We start from the raw sequence: 17,974 nt of genomic DNA, 5'->3' as shown, positions 1-17,974 counted from the left end.
CGAAGGCACTCATCACCATAGCAAAGCGCGCCAGAACCCGCGTACAGCACATTAGAATTCAAAGGAGTGACCATGCGTTTTTTGCCTGGCCTGTTACTTTTGCTGCCCCTTGTGAGCACTTACGCTCAAGCCGAATTGATCGACGATGTAAATGACCGTGGCGAGCTGCGCATCGCCCTGGAAGCCAATACACCACCGTTTAACTTCAAGGATGACGGCAAACTCACCGGCTTCGAGGTCGAGTTGGGCCAAATGCTCGCCAGTGAGCTGGACGTGCGGACGGACTTCGTCATCACGAACTCGGCTGACTTGCTACAAGGCGTCGAGAGCGGCAAGTACGATGTGGCCATCAACCACATAGCAGTGACCCCCGAACTCAAGGGGCGCTTCGACTTCAGTGAACCCTATAGTTATTCCAATGCGCAGTTGATCGTGCGTCAGGAAGAGCCCCGACCGCTGCGCACGCTGCAAGCACTCAACGGTCAGGCGCTGGGGCTGGCGCAAAGCAGCCAGTTCGCCGAGCCGACACGCACGGTCGAAGGCATCGATCTGCGCAGCACCCCCAATACGCAGCAACAGCTCAAAGACGTAGCGGACAAGCAAATCGATGCGGCCATCAGTGACCGCTTGCCGGTCCCTTACGCCGTTCGTGACAGCCACTTGCCCGCTCAGGAAGGCGCCAATGCTGGCCCGACATTGAGCCTGGTGATCCCGTTTCAGAAAGGCAATCCGGCGTTTCAGGCCAGCATCGACAACGCGCTGCAACGCATCAAAGCCGATGGTCGGTTGATGGCACTCTCGGAAAAATGGTTTGGAACGGATGCGAGCAAGCCACCGAAGCCTTGATAGTTGGAATGAGGAATTTGTTACACCGAAGATCTAATGTGGGAAGGGCCGGGCGACGTTCGCTTGCTCGCGATAAGGCCATCACATTCAAAAGTGATGTCGACTGCCAATCTGCTATCGCGAGCAAGCGAACGTCGCCCGGCCCTTCCCACACTAGATCTGCGTAGTTTTGTAAATCCAGGCAAGTTCAGTCCAGTGCCGCCAACGCCGCCAACGCTTCCGGCAACTCCAGCTCACTGAAAACCTGGACCCCATTGCGTTTCAACAACGCCGCGGTAACACCTTCCCCGCTGACTTTGACCCCACTGAAAGTGCCGTCATAGGTCTGCAGGTTGCCGCAGGACGGGCTGTTGGCCTTGAGCACCGCAATCCGGATGCCGTATTGTTCGACCAACGCCAGGGCCTGTCGCGCACCGGATAGAAACTCGGTACTGACGTCCTCTCCCTCAGCGGTCAGCACCCGCGCGCTGCCATCCAGCACTTCGACACCTTGCCCACCGGGAATCTCGGCTGCAGGCCGCGGCGTCGGTAAACCACCGGCCACTTCCGGGCACAGCGCCACCACCCGACCTTCGGCCATCCAGCTCGCCAATTGATCGAACGGCCCGCCAGCCCCGCCGTCGTAACGCACAGGGTGTCCCAGCAGACAGCGGCTCACCAGAATTTTTTGCATGATCAAAACGGCTCATTGCCGCGACGACGAAACCACCCCGTCAACGACAGGCGATCTCGAGTGGCGGGCAGGACTTCATGGGGTACTTCGCCGGAGAGGAATACCACCAGGCAACCACCCGTGGGCACCACGTCATATTCAACCCCCTCGCCCAGATACATCCGCAGCTGTCCGCCATGCTCGGGCAACCAGGCCTGATTGAGATAAATCACGGTGGACACCATGCGCCGGTCATCGTCGCGAAAGCGGTCGACATGCTTGAGGTAAAACGCACCCGGCGGGTACAGCGCGAAATGGCTTTCGAAATCTTCCAGCCCCAGGAACAACCCACGGTTCATGGCGACCCGAAGGCTCTCCATCAACCCCAGGTAGCTGTCGCAAGACTCAACCTGGCCGGGTTCGAGCCATTGAATATGGTCACCTCGAATACCCTCGCGAATTTCCTGGAAGGAGCCCCGGCCCACTGCGGCCGGAGCCAATCCACCCTCGGCGGCGCGTTTGCGACACTCAGCTGCCAGTTCCAGGGTCAGCCCCTCGGGCAGGAAAATATTTTGCTGCGACCAGCCGCGTGCAGCCAGGTCGTCGACGATACGTAACAGCAGCGGGTGATCGGAGGGTATTTGCATGCCGAGCATAGTATCCATACGCATGTAAATCCGACAGAGCCGCAGAGCGCACTGATACGAATTCTCGACAAGACGAGACCTCACACGGAGAATAGTGGCCTGCTGACAGGAGCCCTTATGCGTCGCTTGCTTTTTCCCCTGCTAATGCTCTGCATTTTGCCCGCTTGGGCAGACGGCCTCGACCAGTTGTACAAGGTCGCCGGTTGGCCAGAACAACGCGCGCATTTTAATGACGCCCTCACCGCCGCCCAGCAACGCTACAAAAACAGCCTGCCGCCTGCGGTGTTCCAGGCGCTGGTTAACAACAGCAATCAGCGCTTTGCGCCACAGGCGATGGATCATCGAGCCCAGGCGCAGTTGCGGCAGAAACTCGCCGACCCGAAACCTGCTCTGGCATTTTTCCAGTCACCGCTGGGGCGCAAGATTGTCGCCGCTGAACTGCAGGCGACCCGCCGCGATCAGCTGGCAAAAAATGCCCAGGGCTTGCCGAAGATCCAGGCCAGCGACACCCGTCAATTGATCATCGGCCATTTGGCGCAAGCACTGCCTGCCCGCGAGGCCGGTGCCGAAGTCAGTCTGGCGATCGCCGGGGTTGCCGCCGACAGCCTGAGCCAGATGATTCCCGGTCTGCTCGGTGGTGGTCAGGCGCAAGGGATGTTGAACGGTCAGCGCCAGCGCTTGATGGAGCAGATCGGCTCCGACCTGAACAACACGCTGCTCTACGTTTATCGCGACCTGTCGGATGACGAACTGGAGGAGTTCGCCACGTTTGCCGAGTCCTCTGAAGGCAAGGCTTATTACCAGGCGGCGTTGGCGGCGATTCGGGCGGGATTGGCGGTGGGGCAAAGCACCTCGAGCCTTAGCCAGTAAGCTTCGGTGCCTGGAAGATCGCCATCGCGAGCCTGCTCGCGATGGCGGCATAACGGTCGCTAGAGATTTCTCCCCTTCATTCGCTTGGTCAAAAACCCGAAATACTCCTGGCGCAACGCCTGGGTTTCATTCGCCAGGTGATGGCGGGCCTCGGGCAGTTTCAACACCTGTGGCCGGTCGAATTTGCCCCCCAGCACTTCAAGGTTGTGTTCCCAATCCACCGTCATGTCCGCTTGCCCCTGGATGATCAGTGGCCGACGACTGCTGCGCGGTGCCGCTTCGATACGCTTGATCCAGCGCGCCAGTGCCCCGACCCAGGCGGTCGGCAAGCGCAGCGGTTGTAGCGGATCGGCTTGCAGGAAGGGCAAGAACGCCGGGTCATTGGTGTTCTCGCTGAAACGCCGGGCGATGCCTTTGACGAAAGGCTTCATCAGGTAATAACTCAAGTGCGACCTGCCCCAGGAGCGCGGCCGAACCAGCGGCGAAAGCAGCACCACCTGCCCTTGCGCCGGGCTGTCTGCGCCTTCGTTCAGCACATGGTCGATCACAATCGCGCCGCCCGTACTCTGCCCGCACAGGTGCCACGGTTGCGGCAGGTCCAGAGAGCGTGCCTCATCGAACAACCCTTGCAGCGCCGCCTGATACTCGGCGAAATCCTTGATGTTGGCGCGCTCACCGCTGGACAGTCCATGCCCCGGCAAATCACAGGCAATCACCACGAACCCCTGATCCAGCGCCCAGTCGATCACGTGCCGATAAAGGCCCATGTGATCGTAGAAGCCGTGGAACACGAACATCGTCGCCACCGCCCGTGGTGGCCACCAGACCTGACTGACCAACTGATAGCCACCGACGTTGAAACTGCCGAGACCGCATTTGACTGGCCCGCTGCGCTGCGGGAAATCCAGCCCATAAAAATGCTGATAGGCCTGCGCCTCCTCCGACAGCGGCTGCGCCTCGGCCAAGGGCCGCAGGCTGGCACGCAGATGATCGGGGTTGAAGGCGGCAGGCATGACGAATTTCCAGGTAAAGCGCGGAGCGCGAAACAGACTTTATGAGCCTGCGATATTCATCTGTCGCGGCAAGCATGGCAAGCTACGCGGCCTTCGAGGATGCTTGCGTATGCGCCCGCACTACCGCACGACACTGCTTGCCAGTCTGCTCGCCCTTGTGTGCGCCGGCGGGCTGTGGGCCGCGTATGACTGGTTTCAAGGACGCTACCTGCGAGCGTTCAGCTCACACACGGCGGTGTTTTCCGGAGATCCGCTGAGCCTTCCCTCCAGTCTTGCGGGCCCCGGCGCTATTCGAGTCGTGCATTTCTGGGACCCGGCCTGCCCGTGCAACGTCGGCAATCAACAGCACCTGACCGAACTGCTTGAGCACTATGCGCCGCAAGGCGTTGAATTCTACGTGGTACAAAAGCCCGGCAGTCACGGGCAGTTACCCAGCACCTTGAGCCGCCTGAAACCCCTCGACGCCCTGCCAGGCTCGGAACAGATCCCCGCCAGCCCGGCGGTCGCGATCTGGGATCGCAGCGGCAAACTGGCGTATTTCGGGCCGTACAGCGAAGGCCTGACCTGCAACTCCAGCAACAGTTTTATCGAACCGATCCTCCAAGCGCTGAACGAAGGGCGAGCGGTGAATGCCACGCATACATTGGCGGTGGGGTGTTATTGCCCGTGGATCAGCAATGAATAAGTCAATCGCTGGCCAGCCGATAAAATAAATGGTCTTGCCGTCAGTTATCGGCAAGAGCATTTTTGTAAATCACAAAATCACACCGCTTTAAATCCTGGTCTACCGTTAGCCGCTCGCCACTCCTTAACTTCCTTTACAACCCCCTCGGGACTATCTTCTCTATCGCCTCGTGGATAATGGAGCAGATCCGCCCCATCCGGATGTTCTGTTAACCGCTCAAACTCAAAAACCAACTTATCGTCTTCCTCTTCTGTTCGAGTACTGGCGTCGAAAATTGCAGCCACAAAATCCAAAAATTCCTTCTCTGTATAATCAGAAATCAGCTTATTCTTCATCTTATTGTTCTTCTCACTCCAAAAAATTCTCTTGCCGCCAGTTAACGGCAAGAGCATCATTGCAAATGACAGAATTTAAACTGTCTTAAATCCAGGCTTGCCATTAGCAGCTCGCCATTCATTGACTTCCTTTACAATCCCCTCGGGACTATCCTCTCTGTCGTCTCTTGGGTAGTAGATCAAATCCGCCCCATCCGGATGCTATGTTAAGCGCTCAAACTCTAAAACCAACTTCTCGCCTTCCTCTTCTGTTCGATTACTGGGGTCGCAAATTGCAGCTACAAAATCCAAAAACTCTTTCTCTGTATAATCCGAAATCAATTTATTTTTTCCTATTGTTCTTCTCACTCCCAAAAAATGCTCTTACCGTCAGTTAGCGGCAAGAGCATTACCGATTTTAAACCGTTTTAAATCCGGGCTTGCCGTTAGCAGCCCGCCACGCTTTCACCTCTGCGACTACCGCCTCCGGCCCACTTTTCCCTGTTTCCGGATAAAATAACAGATCGGAACCAGATGGATGCTCGGTCAAAGCCTTAAACTCTAAAATGGCGTCAATATGTTCTTCTTCAGTAGCATATTCATCATTATAGACTTTTGTAACAAAGCTTAAAAAGTCGGCCTCTGACATCTCACTTATTAGCTTACTCATTCCCGGCTCCTTTATGAGTTTCAATGTGATTTTTCGGGGTGATCGCATTGATATTGTCAATATCGTATACCTCACCACCTTCGGAGATATATTTTTTATGGTGCAGCTCAAACTTTACTCGCCTCCCCACCTGCTCACTCTCTTTGGCAACAGGTGCTCGACCCTTTTTCATTGTAGCTAAAATACCAGCATCAAATTGTTTGGCTAATTCAGGGTCATTAGCAACTGCCTTCCAAAAGGTTTCTCGGAACGCCCTGAAGCTTTTAAATTCCCGGCCCCTCAACTGGTCGGCAATTCGCGACGGAACGGGTGCCCCTTCCCCCTGCGATGTAGCCCCCAGCCAGATCCCCGATACAGGTTGACCAAAACCTGTTGCAACACCCGGATCGTCTCGCCGGTCCCGAAACATCGTGTAGACCGGTGGCAGGCCAGAGTCCACCGGGAAGACGGTAATAAAATCATCAAAGCTGGCTTCGGAAACCGAAGGGAATGTATCGATCCGTCCCTCAACCGGTATCACCGTTGCCCCAGTGTAGACTGCTGGCGCGAGCTGTTCGGCAGGCGACGTCGTCGAACTATTTCCCGGATTGACGATAGGGGTCCACGTCAAGGTCCGTGGTGGCACATCCGCCGTGGTCGCGGTATAGACGTTCTGTTCGGCGTTATAAGTAGCAGCAACTACGCCAACTTTAGAAGGGACATCCAGACCATCCGTCTTGACAACAAAAATCTCTGACTGTCCATCCGCAGCAGTCTTTGAGCTGATGCGATAAGGTAAATCAACAGTTCCGCCAACCGCAGCGACGGCGTTTAAATCTTGCCCAATGTCAGAAGCAAGGTCCGAGAGCGGTGTACTGAAAGCATAACGTTCTGGCAATTCACCATTGGCCAGCTTCGATGAGTAGAACAGTGCTGAAACACCTACAACAACCCCAGACCCAACACTTGCAACAAGACCTCCCAAAGCCGAAATTGCAGCACGAATAGCCGCTTGCAGAGTGACCGAAGCTGCGTCAATAACCGCGACGGTTCCTGCCGAGGTCATAAACAGCGGCCCTGCCGCTGACGCAGAACCCGGTGCACGGAACGTATTGGCGGTTCGAATAGCCTCTGCCGCTGCACGCGCCTGCTCATCAGCAACACGCACGGCTTCAGCTTCTGCCGCAATACGAGCTTGTTCTTCTGCTACGCGTCTGGCTTCTGCCGCAATACGGGTTTGTTCAGCTGCCACACGTCTGGCCTCAGCTTCTGCCGCAATACGGGCTTGTTCTTGCAGATGTCGAACTTCCTGCTCCGCTGCTATACGTAATTGCTCTTCCAGGCGTTCCGCTTCCTGAGCGCGAACGATCAGCCCCGAAAAGGCGTTCGTTGTTTCCCACAAATATCGAACGGATTCTGAGTGAAGAAGTGCTACATGGTAATCTTGCCAGAGTTCACCCAGACTATTATTAGCCTGTAAGTCCACCAGATTCTTGAGTGCTTCGAGTTCAGGCTTGCTCAATGGCGAATTAATATGTGGATTTGCCATTGCATAAGGGCGGATAGCTGCCCATTCAGCATTGAAAATATGGTCTGTCGCTATTTTATAATGTATGAGCGATTGAGATAGGCTACGCCCTCCTGTCGAACCCGCTACTGCGGCAATTCTCTCAACGAGAAAAGAAGGTAACAGCTGGAAACGAATATTTGTTTCCAGGTTAACAACTGAAAGTCTTTCAGCCGCGAGAAGCCTCTGACCTTCCCTACTGGTCGAGACTCCGGCATCCGCCTGGCTTTTTCTTATAGACAGCTCTGGGAGCTGATTGGCCAGAACACTCATCCCCAATGAAAGACGCTTGAGTTCTAACGCTGAACGATATGCCCTGTCTGTTGCTTCATAAGCAACCAAGACATTTGGCGGATTCAAATTCAAGCTTTCATTGAGTTTCTTGAAGGATAACTCCTTCATCAAAAAAAACGGATTATGACCGTAAAGTGAATAAGCAATTTCGGTGTTAGCCCGATACTCTGACGCTTTTGAATGGATAGCATTGAGCGTTGTTTTTTGATCTATTTCGGTTGTTTCCGTTTGCGAGAGAGCACGACCGCCCTTGGCTGCTTGTTTTGCCTGTTCTATTTCTCCGATGGTCGTCTCTGTAAGTCTATTGAAAATTTCGCTGTATTCACTGTCGATGTATCCCTGATTGACTTGATGCTCATGCATCAGATCATCCCATATGAAAGGGGTAAGTGGGCTAAGCTTCCCTGACCCATTACTGGTGCCTCTATGGGGGCCTTCAGTCAAGCCCCAACTTCCTGAGAAGAATCCGCCTTGGCTCAGTCTGGCCGGTTCCTTTCCCCTGATTGGCATAGGGGCCAGTTCGTATGAGCCTGGTCCTGTTTGTCTATGAGGCCCTAAATATTTTTCAGTATCATTCATATGACTCTTCCATGTCAGTTAATTCATATTTTCAATAGTGTCTTGAGTATGTTTTTTACAGTTACTTGGTGGTCTTTGGCAGATTTATAGGCCGGTCCAGCAGGGCAATATTCTGCCCCCTTATCGCTTCAGGATTCCCCGATTAAAAATGGCAGTGCCATGTCAAGCGAGGAGGTTGCTTGATTGCTAATACAGCCAGCGCATTTATTTGCAAGGCATCAATTTGACGTAATTTTTTACGATGAATACGATATATATTTACCGCCAAATAATTATCTGAACATTCTACGAGCTGAAATTAGTCACGCCGCCATTACTGATACCCTGAGGTATCTTTATAGGCTATCGCCATAAAACCTTGCAACATCACCGTTGTAGTGCAACCCCTAGAAACCTGAAGGAAATTTCCTATTTATAAAATACTGTGCTATGAATTCTCGAAGTACTACTTTCAATAAGATCAAACCCATAAACTCGCTCCCCAATAAATCAAACGACCTGGAACGGATTTTTTATGAAACGAAGCCTGACCGTACTTGCCTTGCTGATCGTCGCACTCGCCGTCGGTGGGGGCTGGTACGTGTACAGCAAACAACCATCGCGCCAGGGAATGGTGGAGCTGGAGGGTCTGCAAGACTCGGTCACGGTGCGTTATGACGAACGCGGTGTACCGCATATTCGCGCCGGGAACGAAGCCGACCTCTATCGCGCCCTCGGTTATGTGCACGCTCAAGACCGGTTGTTCCAGATGGAAATAATGCGCCGCCTGGCTCGAGGCGAGCTCGCCGAAGTGCTCGGTCCCAAGCTGATCGATACCGACAAACTGTTCCGCAGCCTGCGCATTCGCGAGCGCTCCGAGACTTACGCGGCCAGCCTTGACCGCCAATCACCGACCTGGAAAGCCCTGCAAGCCTATCTGGACGGGATCAACCAATATCAGAACACCCACGCCCAACCGATGGAGTTCGACGTACTGGGCATCCACAAGCGCGCGTTCACCGCTGAAGACACCATCAGTGTCGCCGGTTACATGGCCTATAGCTTTGCTGCAGCCTTTCGCACCGAGCCCCTGCTGACCTATATACGCGATGAACTGGGTAGCAATTACCTGAAAATCTTCGATCTCGACTGGCAGCCTAAAGGCGTGTTGGCCAAAGGCCCGGCGCGTACCTCGCCGGCCCTCGCCGCCATTGACTGGAAAGACCTTAACGCGATCGCCCGACTGAGCGAAGAGGCGCTGGCCGACAACGGCCTGCCGCAGTTCGAAGGGAGCAACGCCTGGGTGGTTTCCGGCAACCGGACCAAGAGCGGCAAACCGCTGCTGGCCGGCGATCCGCACATTCGCTTCTCCGTGCCTTCGGTGTGGTACGAAGCACAATTGTCGATGCCGGGTTTTGAGTTGTACGGTCATCACCAGGCACTGGTGCCCTTCGCCTTCCTCGGCCACAACCTCGACTTCGGCTGGAGCCTGACCATGTTCCAGAACGACGATCTCGATCTGATCGCCGAGAAGGTCAACCCGGATAACCCTAATCAGGTCTGGTACCGCGACAAATGGGTGGATCTGGTCAGCACGCAGCAGCAGATTGCAGTGAAGGGCCAGGCGCCGGTCACGCTGGTTCTGCGCCAGTCGCCCCACGGGCCGATCATCAATGATGTGCTCGGCGCTGGCGCCGGCAAGGCGCCGATTGCCATGTGGTGGGGGTTCCTCGAAACCCAAAACCCGATTCTCGAAGGTTTCTACCAGCTTAACCGCGCGGACACCCTGGCCAAGGCCCGCAACGCCGCAGCCAAGGTGCACGCTCCTGGCTTGAATCTGGTGTGGGCCAATGCCAAGGGCGATATCGGCTGGTGGGCCGCAGCGCAACTGCCCAAACGCCCGGCCGGGGTCAAACCGCTTTTTATCCTCGACGGCAGCACCAATCAGGCAGATAAGGATGGTTTCTATCCATTCAGTGCCAACCCTCAGGAGGAGAACCCGGCGCGCGGTTACATTGTTTCGGCCAACTTCCAGCCACTCTCGCCAACCGGAATGGAAATCCCCGGCTATTACAACCTGGCGGATCGCGGCCAGCAGCTGAACAAGCAGCTGAGCGATGCGAACGTCAAATGGGACCTGGATACCAGCCAGAAGCTGCAACTGGGCACCACCACCGGCTATGGCCCTCGCCTGTTGGCTCCGCTGTTGCCAGTGCTGCGTGAGGTGGTGAAAGACTCCACGGAACTCAAACTGGTGGCGCAATTGGCGCAGTGGAAAGGCGACTACCCGCTGAACTCCACCAGCGCCACGCTGTTCAACCAGTTTCTATTCAACCTGACCGACGCCGTGTTCCACGATGAACTCGGCGATGGGTTCTTTGACACATTGCTCTCCACCCGGGTAATCGATGCCGCGTTGCCGCGTCTGGCGGCGTCGCCCGATTCGCCGTGGTGGGACAACCGCAACACCATCGGCAAGGAAACCCGCGCCGACATCGTCAAAGCTGCATGGCAGGCCAGCATTGCCCATCTCAAAGCCACCCTCGGCGAAGATCCGGCGCAATGGCAGTGGGGCACGGCCCACACCCTGACTCACGGACATCCGCTAGGCATGCAAAAGCCGTTGGATCGAATCTTCAACGTCGGCCCGTTCGAAGCTCCCGGTACTCACGAAGTGCCGAACAACCTCTCGGCCAGGATCGGCCCTGCGCCGTGGCCGGTGACCTACGGACCCTCGACCCGACGCATCATCGACTTCGCCGACCCGGCACACAGCCTGACCATCAACCCGGTGGGGCAAAGCGGCGTACTGTTCGACAAGCACTATGACGACCAGGCCGAGGCGTATATCGAAGGGATATACCAGCAGGCATATTTCAACGACGAGGAGGTGACGGCCAATACTCGCAGTACCTTGAAGCTGTTGCCGGCTCGGGTGGCTCAGTAGTTGGGGAAATCCAGGTATTCGGCCGAGATCTAAATCTCCTTACGCAACCGCCCAGGCGCTTCGCCATAGGTCTCTTTGAACTTCTTGCTGAATGCCGCCTGGGATTGGTAACCCGACTGGGCGGCGATATCGCTCAGGCCCAAACGTGACTGGCTCAGCAGATTAAAGGCCAGCTCCATCCTTGCCTGCGTCAGCAGCACCCACGGTGATACGCCGGCCACGCGGACAAACGCACGCATGAACGTCGCCCGGGACATGGACGCCGTGCTGGCCAGGCTATCGATGTTCCAGTCACGACCAGGATCGGCAAGCATCGCTTGCCAGGCGCGGCTCAGACGTTTGTCGGCGAGTAACGCAAGCGTGCCGCTGAGCGGCGTCTGCTGCGCAAGGTGGGCGCGCAGAATCAGCGTGAACAGCGCAGACGACAAGGCATCGACAAAAAACTGCGCGCCGATACGGTTTCCGTCCGCTTCCCCACGCAGCAAACCGATCAACGCCGCCAATTGCCCGTCCAGCTGACCTTCGCGGCTGGAGATCACCAGGTAATCGGGTAGCGCCGAAAACAGCATCGACTCACGGTTGTAGTGAAAGCGCCCACAGAGCATGTCCAGGTCCGGCGTGTCGCCACCCATTCGATGCACCGGCAGCAAGCCACCCTCAACCACCCGCGGTGTCATCGCGCCGACAGGCGCTCCAGGGCTGCGCAGCAGATGCGCCGCGCCGCCAGGCAGCAGCAGAATGTCGCCCTCGGACAGCCGCACCCGCTGCCCGCCGGACAACTCGGCCCGGCACTCGCCCGCCAGCACGATGTGATACGGCGCAACGCCGAGCGCTTGAAGCTGATGGTCCAGCGCCCAGTCACCCTGGAACTGACAACGTAAATCCAGACTGCCACGAAGGCCGGCCAACGCGATGAGTTTATCGATCGAGTTCATTTGCGAGCATCGGATAAATAAGTGAGCGGATCGAACAAACCCAATGCGCCCGGATGGTCAAGACTGTGGATGTCGCAACAGTACACCCCAACCCTCGCTGGAGTTAACGCTATGTTCAATAACTGGTCCGAACTGCTGCCCACCATCAAAAACGCTTTCGGTTCACTGGGCAAGAGCAACCCGAAAATGGTCAAAGCCTATATGGCGCTTGGCGAAGCGGCAGCCGAGAACAATGTGCTCGATGCCAGGACACGCGAGCTTATTTCCATTGCGGTCGCCATAACCACCCGCTGTGACGGCTGCATCGGCGTGCATACCGACGCTGCGATCAAGGCTGGCGCTACCCGCGAAGAAGTGGCCGCGACTCTGGCCACCGCTATTTCGCTGAATGCCGGCGCGGCATACATCTACTCCCTGCGAGCGCTTGAGGCGTATGACACGCTGCGCACGTGATGATCAGATGACCGCGCCACAGGGGATCGCGTACGCCAGAAGAAACTGAGGCGAAAAAAAACCTCGCTCCGTACAGGGGCGAGGTTTTTCTGTTGCCGGCTTAAGCCGCTTCCGGCGTCTGGGCGCGGCGAATGTCCGGTTGTTTCCACGAGTCGGCAGCGCTTTCATCGATCGCTAGCTGAATGGCACGTTTGCGGATTTCTTCAGCGCGGCGGCTGAAGAACCAGACCAGGAAGGTCGCCAGCGACACCACCAGCAGGATCAGGCTGGCCACGGCGTTGATCTCGGGTTTCACGCCCAGACGCACTGCCGAGAAGACTTCCATCGGCAAGGTCGTCGAACCCGGACCCGACACGAAGCTGGCCAGCACCAGGTCGTCCAGCGACAGGGCGAAGGACATCATGCCACCTGCCCCCAGCGATGGCGCGATCATCGGGATGGTGATCAGGAAGAACACCTTCCACGGCCGCGCACCAAGGTCCATGGCCGCTTCTTCGATGGACAGGTCCAGCTCACGCAAGCGTGCCGAGACCACCACCGCGACATAGGCCGCACAGAACGTCGTGTGGGCGATCCAGATGGTGACAAGGCCACGCTCTTGCGGCCAGCCGATCATCTGCGCCATGGCCACGAACAGCAGCAACAGCGACAGACCGGTGATCACTTCGGGCATCACCAGGGGCGCGGTCACCAGGCCACCGAACAGCGTGCGTCCCTTGAAGCGGGTCACGCGGGTCAGCACGAAGGCCGCCAGGGTACCCAGCACCACCGCCGCAATGGCCGTGTAGCAGGCGATTTCCAGCGAGCGCACCACCGAGCCCATCAGCTGGGTGTTGTCCAGCAGGCCGACATACCACTTCACCGACCATCCGCCCCACACGGTCACCAGCTTGGAGGCGTTGAACGAGTAGATCACCAGAATCAGCATCGGCGCGTAGATGAACACCAGCCCCAATATCAGCATCAGGCTTGAAAAACCGAAGCGCTTCATTCTTTGCCCTCCATTTCTTTAGCCTGACTACGGTTGAAGAGGATGATCGGCACAATCAGGATCGCCAGCATCACCACGGCCAGGGCGGACGCTACCGGCCAGTCACGGTTGTTGAAGAACTCCTGCCAGAGCACTTTACCGATCATCAGGGTTTCCGGCCCACCGAGCAGTTCCGGGATCACGAATTCACCCACCACCGGGATGAACACCAGCATGCAGCCGGCGATGATGCCGTTTTTCGACAGCGGCACGGTGATTTTCCAGAAACTGTTGAAGGTGCTCGAGCCCAGGTCCGACGCGGCCTCCAGCAGACTGTTGTCGTGCTTCACCAGGTTGGCGTAGAGCGGCAGGATCATGAACGGCAGGTAGGAATAAACCACGCCGATATAGACCGCCAGGTTAGTGTTGAGGATCTGCAGCGGTTCGTTGATCCAGCCCATCGACATCAGGAAACCATTGAGCAGGCCGTTGTTGCTGAGGATGCCCATCCACGCGTAAACGCGGATCAGAATCGCCGTCCAGGTCGGCATCATGATCAGCAGGATCAGCACGGTCTGCATTTCCTTGCGGGCGCTGGCGATGGCATAGGCCATCGGATAACCGATCAGCAGGCAGAGGATGGTGCTGAAAAATGCCATCTTCAGCGAGCCGAGGTACGCGGCGATGTATAACTCGTCGTCGCCCAGCAGCGCGTAGTTACCGAGGTTGAGCAGCAGTTGCACCTTGTGTTCGACGTAGCTGTAGATCTCGGTGTACGGCGGAATGGCCACGTCGGCTTCTGCGAAGCTGATCTTCATGACGATGAAGAACGGCAACATGAAGAACATGAACAGCCAGAGGAACGGTATCCCGATGACCAATTGACGGCCACCGGGGGTTATTCGTTGTAGCTGGCGCTTGAGTCTTTTCATGTTCATGAGCGCAGTACCACGCCGCTGTCGTCTTCCCACCAGACGTAGACCTGGTCACCCCAGGTTGGCCGTGCGCCACGGCGTTCGGCGTTGGCCACGAACGACTGGACCAGTTTTCCGTTTGGCAATTCGACGTAGAACACCGAGTGACCACCCAGGTAGGCGATGTCATGCACTTTGCCGCTCGACCAGTTGTATTCGCAGGTCGGCATCTCGGAGGTGACCAGCAGTTTCTCCGGGCGAATCGCGTAAGTGATGGACTTGTCCTGAACCGAGGTGCTGACGCCGTGACCCACGTAGATATTGCGATCCAGGTCCTTGCAGGTAATGAGTGCATGGCCCTCGGCGTCGTCCACCACCTCACCTTCGAAGATGTTGACGTTACCGATGAATTCGCAGACCAGACGGCTGGTCGGGGTTTCGTAGATGTCGATCGGGCTGCCGATCTGGGCGATCCAGCCCAGGTGCATGATCGCAATGCGTTCAGCCATGGTCATGGCTTCTTCCTGGTCGTGGGTCACCATTATGCAGGTCACGCCGACCCGCTCGATGATCTCGACCAGTTCCAGTTGCATTTGCGAGCGCAGCTTCTTGTCCAGCGCACCCATCGGTTCATCGAGCAGCAACAGCTTCGGCCGCTTGGCCAGAGAGCGCGCCAACGCCACTCGCTGACGCTGGCCACCGGACAGCTGATGCGGCTTGCGCTTGGCATACTGGCTCATCTGTACCAGCTTGAGCATTTCGGCCACGCGGGCGTCGACTTCAGCCGTCGGAATCTTGTCCTGCTTGAGACCGAAGGCGATGTTCTGCGCCACTGTCATGTGCGGGAACAAGGCATAGGACTGAAACATCATGTTGATCGGCCGCTCGTATGGCGGCATGTCGGTGATATCCACACCATCGAGAAAAATGCGCCCCTCCGTTGGCCGCTCGAAACCTGCAAGCATCCGCAGCAGGGTGGATTTGCCCGATCCCGAGCCGCCGAGCAAAGCGAAAATTTCGCCTTTCTTGATTTCCAGGGACACATCGTCCACCGCAATCGTCTCGTCGAACTTCTTCGTGACCCGGTCGATTTTGACCAACACCTGTTTAGGTAATTGGTCGCCCTCGAGGGCTTTCTTATAGGCGCCGGAGGCAACAGCCATTTACGAAACTCCCAACAAAATTTGCAGTTCACCCAATACAGGCAAACCTTGGATAGTCTGAGCCTTTGTCACTACTTACCCGACTTGACCTTGGTCCAGCTGCGGGTCATCAAACGTTGAATCCTGGGTGGCAACTCAGCGTTGACGTAAAGCTTGTCGACGATGGCTTGCGATGGATAAACCGCCTCGTCTGTACGTACTGCCTGATTCATCAGCTCACCCGCTTCAGGGTTCGGGTTGGCATAACCAACGGCATCACTGACCTGAGCGATCACTTCAGGCTTGAGCAAATAGTTGATGAAAGCATGAGCCTCTTTGACGTTGCCCGCATCCCGAGGAATCGCCAACATGTCGAACCACAGGTTGCCGCCTTCTTTGGGGATCACGTAGGCAATGTCGATACCTTTGCCAGCCTCAGCGGCACGCGCCCTGGACTGGAATACATCGCCGGAGAAACCGGCCGCGACACAGATCTCGCCGTTGGCCAGATCGGAGATGTACTTGGATGAGTTGAAATACGTCACGTAAGGCCGCACCGCCAACAGTTTGGCTTCAGCCTTTTTGTAGTCTTCGGGGTTCTGGCTGTTAGGCGACAGGCCCATGTAATTCAGCATGGCGGGGAGCATTTCATCCGCCGAGTCGAGGAAGGCGACACCGCAGCCAGACAGCTTCTTGATGTTCTCCGGCTCGAACAGCATGGCCCACGAGTCGATCTTGTCGACGCCCAGTGCCGCTTTGACTTTCTCTACGTTGTAACCAATACCGTTGGTGCCCCACAGGTAAGGCACGGCGTACTGGTTACCCGGATCGTTTTTCTCCAGACGCTTGAGCAGCAACGGATCGAGGTTGGCGTAATTCGGCAACTGCGACTTGTCGAGCTTCTGGAATGCCCCGGCCTTGATCTGCTTGCCCAGGAAGTGGTTGGATGGCACGACCACGTCATAACCGGTGTGCCCGGCCAGCAACTTGCCTTCCAGAGTTTCATTGGAATCGAACACGTCGTACACCGGCTTGATGCCAGTGGCTTTATCGAAATCTGCCAGGGTGGTCTGCCCGATGTAGTCCGACCAGTTATAAACATGCACGGTAGGCGCAGCTTGAACACTGACGGCGAGCGTCAGGCCGGCGCCGATCAGCATGGCGTTGCGAAACAAAGAAATAGGCAAGTGGAGGTCCTCTAAAATAGTTGGGCCCAAGTTGCCCAGCGTTACGTGACAGCCATGGCTGCCTGGCAACAAAACCGGCGCGCAACTTACCCTCGATAAACCTTTCCAGCAAAACTTTCTGTCATTTAATTATTGCTGTTGCCGTCTTTGCGTTGACGACGGCAACAGCCTGTTGCCTCAAACCGGCTTATTTACCGGATTTGATCTTGGTCCAGCTGCGGGTCAGCTCACGCTGGGTAGCGGCTGGCAAATCGGCGATCGCATAAAGCTTGGCCTGCACGTCGGCTGGCGGGTAGATGCCCGGATCCGAGGTGATTTCCTTGTTCACGTACTGAGTTGCTTCAGCATTACCGTTAGGGAAACGTACGCTGTTGGTGATTTCAGCCATCACTTTCGGCTGCAACAGGTAGTTCATGAACTTGTAGGCACCCTCGACGTTCTCCGCATCTTTAGGGATAGCAACCATGTCGTAGAAGCTGCCGGCACCTTCTTTCGGAATGGCATAGCTGATTTTCACCTTGTCACCGGCTTCGGCGGCGCGGGATTTGGCCTGCTGGACGTCACCCGAATAACCGACGGCTACGCAAATGTTGCCGTTGGCCAGGTCGGAGATGTACTTGGAGGAGTGGAAATAGGTGATCGAAGGACGGATCTTCAGGAACAGATCTTCAGCTTTCTTCACATCGTCCTTTTTCTGGCTGTCGGTCGGCAGCCCCAGGTAATGCAGGGCAACCGGCAGCATTTCGGTCGGCGAATCGAGGAAGCTCACGCCGCATCCCTTGAGTTTGGCGATGTTCTCCGGCTTGAGCACGACATCCCAGGAGTCGATCTTGTCGACGCCCAGCGCGGCTTTGACCTTCTCGGGGTTGTAACCGATACCGATCGAACCCCACATGTAAGGGAAGGCGTGTTTGTTATCCGGGTCGCTGACGGAAACCGCTTTGAGCAGCGACGGGTTGAGATTCTTGTAGTTGGACAGTTTGGACTTGTCCAACTCCTGGTAAACGCCGGCCTTGATCTGCTTGGCCAGGAAGTTGTTAGACGGTACGACAATGTCATAACCGGACTTGCCTGCCAGCAACTTGGCTTCCAGGGTTTCGTTGCTGTCAAAAACGTCATACACCACCTTGATTCCGGACTCTTTCTCGAAGTTCGCGATGGTGTCCGGTGCGATGTAATCGGACCAGTTGTACACGTGCAGCACCTTGTTATCGGCTTGGGCTGCGCCAGCTATCACACCCATCAGAGACAAGGCGAGGAGGGTCTTGCCGGCTTTATTTAAACCTGATGCCTTCATGCGTAATGCTCCAATTATTCTTTTTGATCACATG

Annotated in this window: 17 protein-coding genes and 1 pseudogene; 5 read left to right on the top strand and 13 right to left on the bottom strand. The window is 56.4% G+C overall.

What is annotated here, in order from left to right; translation table 11 throughout:
* The first annotated feature begins 72 nt into the window (after nucleotides 1–72).
* Nucleotides 73–846, top strand: coding sequence for a transporter substrate-binding domain-containing protein (locus AC07O1_RS05375; RefSeq protein ID WP_495088130.1), 774 nt, complete (start codon nucleotides 73–75; stop codon nucleotides 844–846).
* A 187-nt stretch (nucleotides 847–1,033) separates the two neighbouring features.
* On the opposite strand, the gene AC07O1_RS05370 is transcribed toward AC07O1_RS05375, so the two are convergent.
* Nucleotides 1,034–1,519 carry a 2-thiouracil desulfurase family protein gene (locus AC07O1_RS05370; RefSeq protein ID WP_494990772.1) on the bottom strand — a complete coding sequence of 162 codons (486 nt, stop codon included), beginning with the start codon at nucleotides 1,517–1,519 and terminating at the stop codon, nucleotides 1,034–1,036.
* Between the two features lie 2 nt (nucleotides 1,520–1,521).
* A complete protein-coding gene (locus AC07O1_RS05365) occupies nucleotides 1,522–2,154 on the bottom strand; it encodes a 2OG-Fe(II) oxygenase (protein ID WP_494991176.1) in 633 nt (210 codons plus the stop codon).
* A 108-nt stretch (nucleotides 2,155–2,262) separates the two neighbouring features.
* Between AC07O1_RS05365 and AC07O1_RS05360 the strand changes: the two genes are divergently transcribed.
* Nucleotides 2,263–3,015: a DUF2059 domain-containing protein gene (locus AC07O1_RS05360; RefSeq protein WP_494990773.1), complete on the top strand. Its 753-nt coding sequence runs from the start codon at nucleotides 2,263–2,265 to the stop codon at nucleotides 3,013–3,015.
* Nucleotides 3,016–3,074: 59 nt separating this feature from the next.
* Here the strand turns inward: AC07O1_RS05360 and bipL are convergent, their stop codons facing one another.
* Entirely contained in the window at nucleotides 3,075–4,028 is a 954-nt protein-coding gene (bipL, locus tag AC07O1_RS05355) for a phospholipase BipL (RefSeq protein ID WP_495088129.1), read from the bottom strand.
* A 109-nt stretch (nucleotides 4,029–4,137) separates the two neighbouring features.
* Between bipL and AC07O1_RS05350 the strand changes: the two genes are divergently transcribed.
* The gene (locus AC07O1_RS05350; protein ID WP_495088128.1) at nucleotides 4,138–4,713 is read left to right on the top strand and encodes a DUF6436 domain-containing protein; all 576 of its coding nucleotides are present in this window, start codon (nucleotides 4,138–4,140) and stop codon (nucleotides 4,711–4,713) included.
* A 77-nt stretch (nucleotides 4,714–4,790) separates the two neighbouring features.
* Here the strand turns inward: AC07O1_RS05350 and AC07O1_RS05345 are convergent, their stop codons facing one another.
* The 4 genes and pseudogenes from AC07O1_RS05345 to AC07O1_RS05330 all read right to left on the bottom strand — a co-directional run bounded on the left by AC07O1_RS05345 (nucleotide 4,791) and on the right by AC07O1_RS05330 (nucleotide 8,116).
* Nucleotides 4,791–5,048 (bottom strand): bacteriocin immunity protein, encoded by a 258-nt coding sequence (locus AC07O1_RS05345; RefSeq protein WP_495088127.1) that lies wholly within the window; start codon nucleotides 5,046–5,048, stop codon nucleotides 4,791–4,793.
* A 75-nt stretch (nucleotides 5,049–5,123) separates the two neighbouring features.
* A pseudogene (locus AC07O1_RS05340) lies at nucleotides 5,124–5,384 on the bottom strand (bacteriocin immunity protein).
* Nucleotides 5,385–5,445: 61 nt separating this feature from the next.
* On the bottom strand, nucleotides 5,446–5,697 hold the full coding sequence (locus tag AC07O1_RS05335) for a bacteriocin immunity protein (RefSeq protein WP_495088126.1): 252 nt from the start codon (nucleotides 5,695–5,697) through the stop codon (nucleotides 5,446–5,448).
* Nucleotides 5,690–8,116, bottom strand: a complete 2,427-nt coding sequence (locus tag AC07O1_RS05330; RefSeq protein ID WP_495088125.1) for an S-type pyocin domain-containing protein — start codon at nucleotides 8,114–8,116, stop codon at nucleotides 5,690–5,692. Before AC07O1_RS05330 ends, AC07O1_RS05335 begins: the two co-directional genes overlap by 8 nt.
* 514 nt (nucleotides 8,117–8,630) lie before the next feature.
* Between AC07O1_RS05330 and AC07O1_RS05325 the strand changes: the two genes are divergently transcribed.
* Nucleotides 8,631–11,042: a penicillin acylase family protein gene (locus AC07O1_RS05325; protein WP_495088124.1), complete on the top strand. Its 2,412-nt coding sequence runs from the start codon at nucleotides 8,631–8,633 to the stop codon at nucleotides 11,040–11,042.
* Nucleotides 11,043–11,071: 29 nt separating this feature from the next.
* Here AC07O1_RS05325 and AC07O1_RS05320 read toward each other — a convergent pair whose 3' ends face one another.
* On the bottom strand, nucleotides 11,072–11,977 hold the full coding sequence (locus AC07O1_RS05320; protein ID WP_495088123.1) for an AraC family transcriptional regulator: 906 nt from the start codon (nucleotides 11,975–11,977) through the stop codon (nucleotides 11,072–11,074).
* Between the two features lie 111 nt (nucleotides 11,978–12,088).
* Between AC07O1_RS05320 and AC07O1_RS05315 the strand changes: the two genes are divergently transcribed.
* On the top strand, nucleotides 12,089–12,430 hold the full coding sequence (locus AC07O1_RS05315) for a carboxymuconolactone decarboxylase family protein (RefSeq protein WP_495088122.1): 342 nt from the start codon (nucleotides 12,089–12,091) through the stop codon (nucleotides 12,428–12,430).
* A gap of 100 nt (nucleotides 12,431–12,530) precedes the next feature.
* On the opposite strand, the gene AC07O1_RS05310 is transcribed toward AC07O1_RS05315, so the two are convergent.
* From AC07O1_RS05310 to AC07O1_RS05290, 5 genes are all read right to left on the bottom strand, one after another.
* Complete coding sequence (locus tag AC07O1_RS05310) at nucleotides 12,531–13,421, bottom strand: ABC transporter permease subunit (protein ID WP_495088121.1); 891 nt, start codon at nucleotides 13,419–13,421, stop codon at nucleotides 12,531–12,533.
* Nucleotides 13,418–14,338 (bottom strand): ABC transporter permease subunit, encoded by a 921-nt coding sequence (locus tag AC07O1_RS05305; RefSeq protein WP_494990780.1) that lies wholly within the window; start codon nucleotides 14,336–14,338, stop codon nucleotides 13,418–13,420. Before AC07O1_RS05305 ends, AC07O1_RS05310 begins: the two co-directional genes overlap by 4 nt.
* The gene (locus tag AC07O1_RS05300; protein WP_494990781.1) at nucleotides 14,335–15,477 is read right to left on the bottom strand and encodes an ABC transporter ATP-binding protein; all 1,143 of its coding nucleotides are present in this window, start codon (nucleotides 15,475–15,477) and stop codon (nucleotides 14,335–14,337) included. Before AC07O1_RS05300 ends, AC07O1_RS05305 begins: the two co-directional genes overlap by 4 nt.
* Before the next feature lie 71 nt (nucleotides 15,478–15,548).
* A complete protein-coding gene (locus AC07O1_RS05295) occupies nucleotides 15,549–16,643 on the bottom strand; it encodes a polyamine ABC transporter substrate-binding protein (RefSeq protein WP_495088120.1) in 1,095 nt (364 codons plus the stop codon).
* A 187-nt stretch (nucleotides 16,644–16,830) separates the two neighbouring features.
* Entirely contained in the window at nucleotides 16,831–17,940 is a 1,110-nt protein-coding gene (locus AC07O1_RS05290) for a polyamine ABC transporter substrate-binding protein (RefSeq protein WP_495088119.1), read from the bottom strand.
* Between the last annotated feature and the right edge of the window lie 34 nt (nucleotides 17,941–17,974).

The organism is Pseudomonas sp. GW821-FHT07G10, from assembly GCF_059418545.1.
Note: the sequence above shows the minus strand (reverse complement) of the source record. Positions and strands in the feature narration are given on the sequence as shown.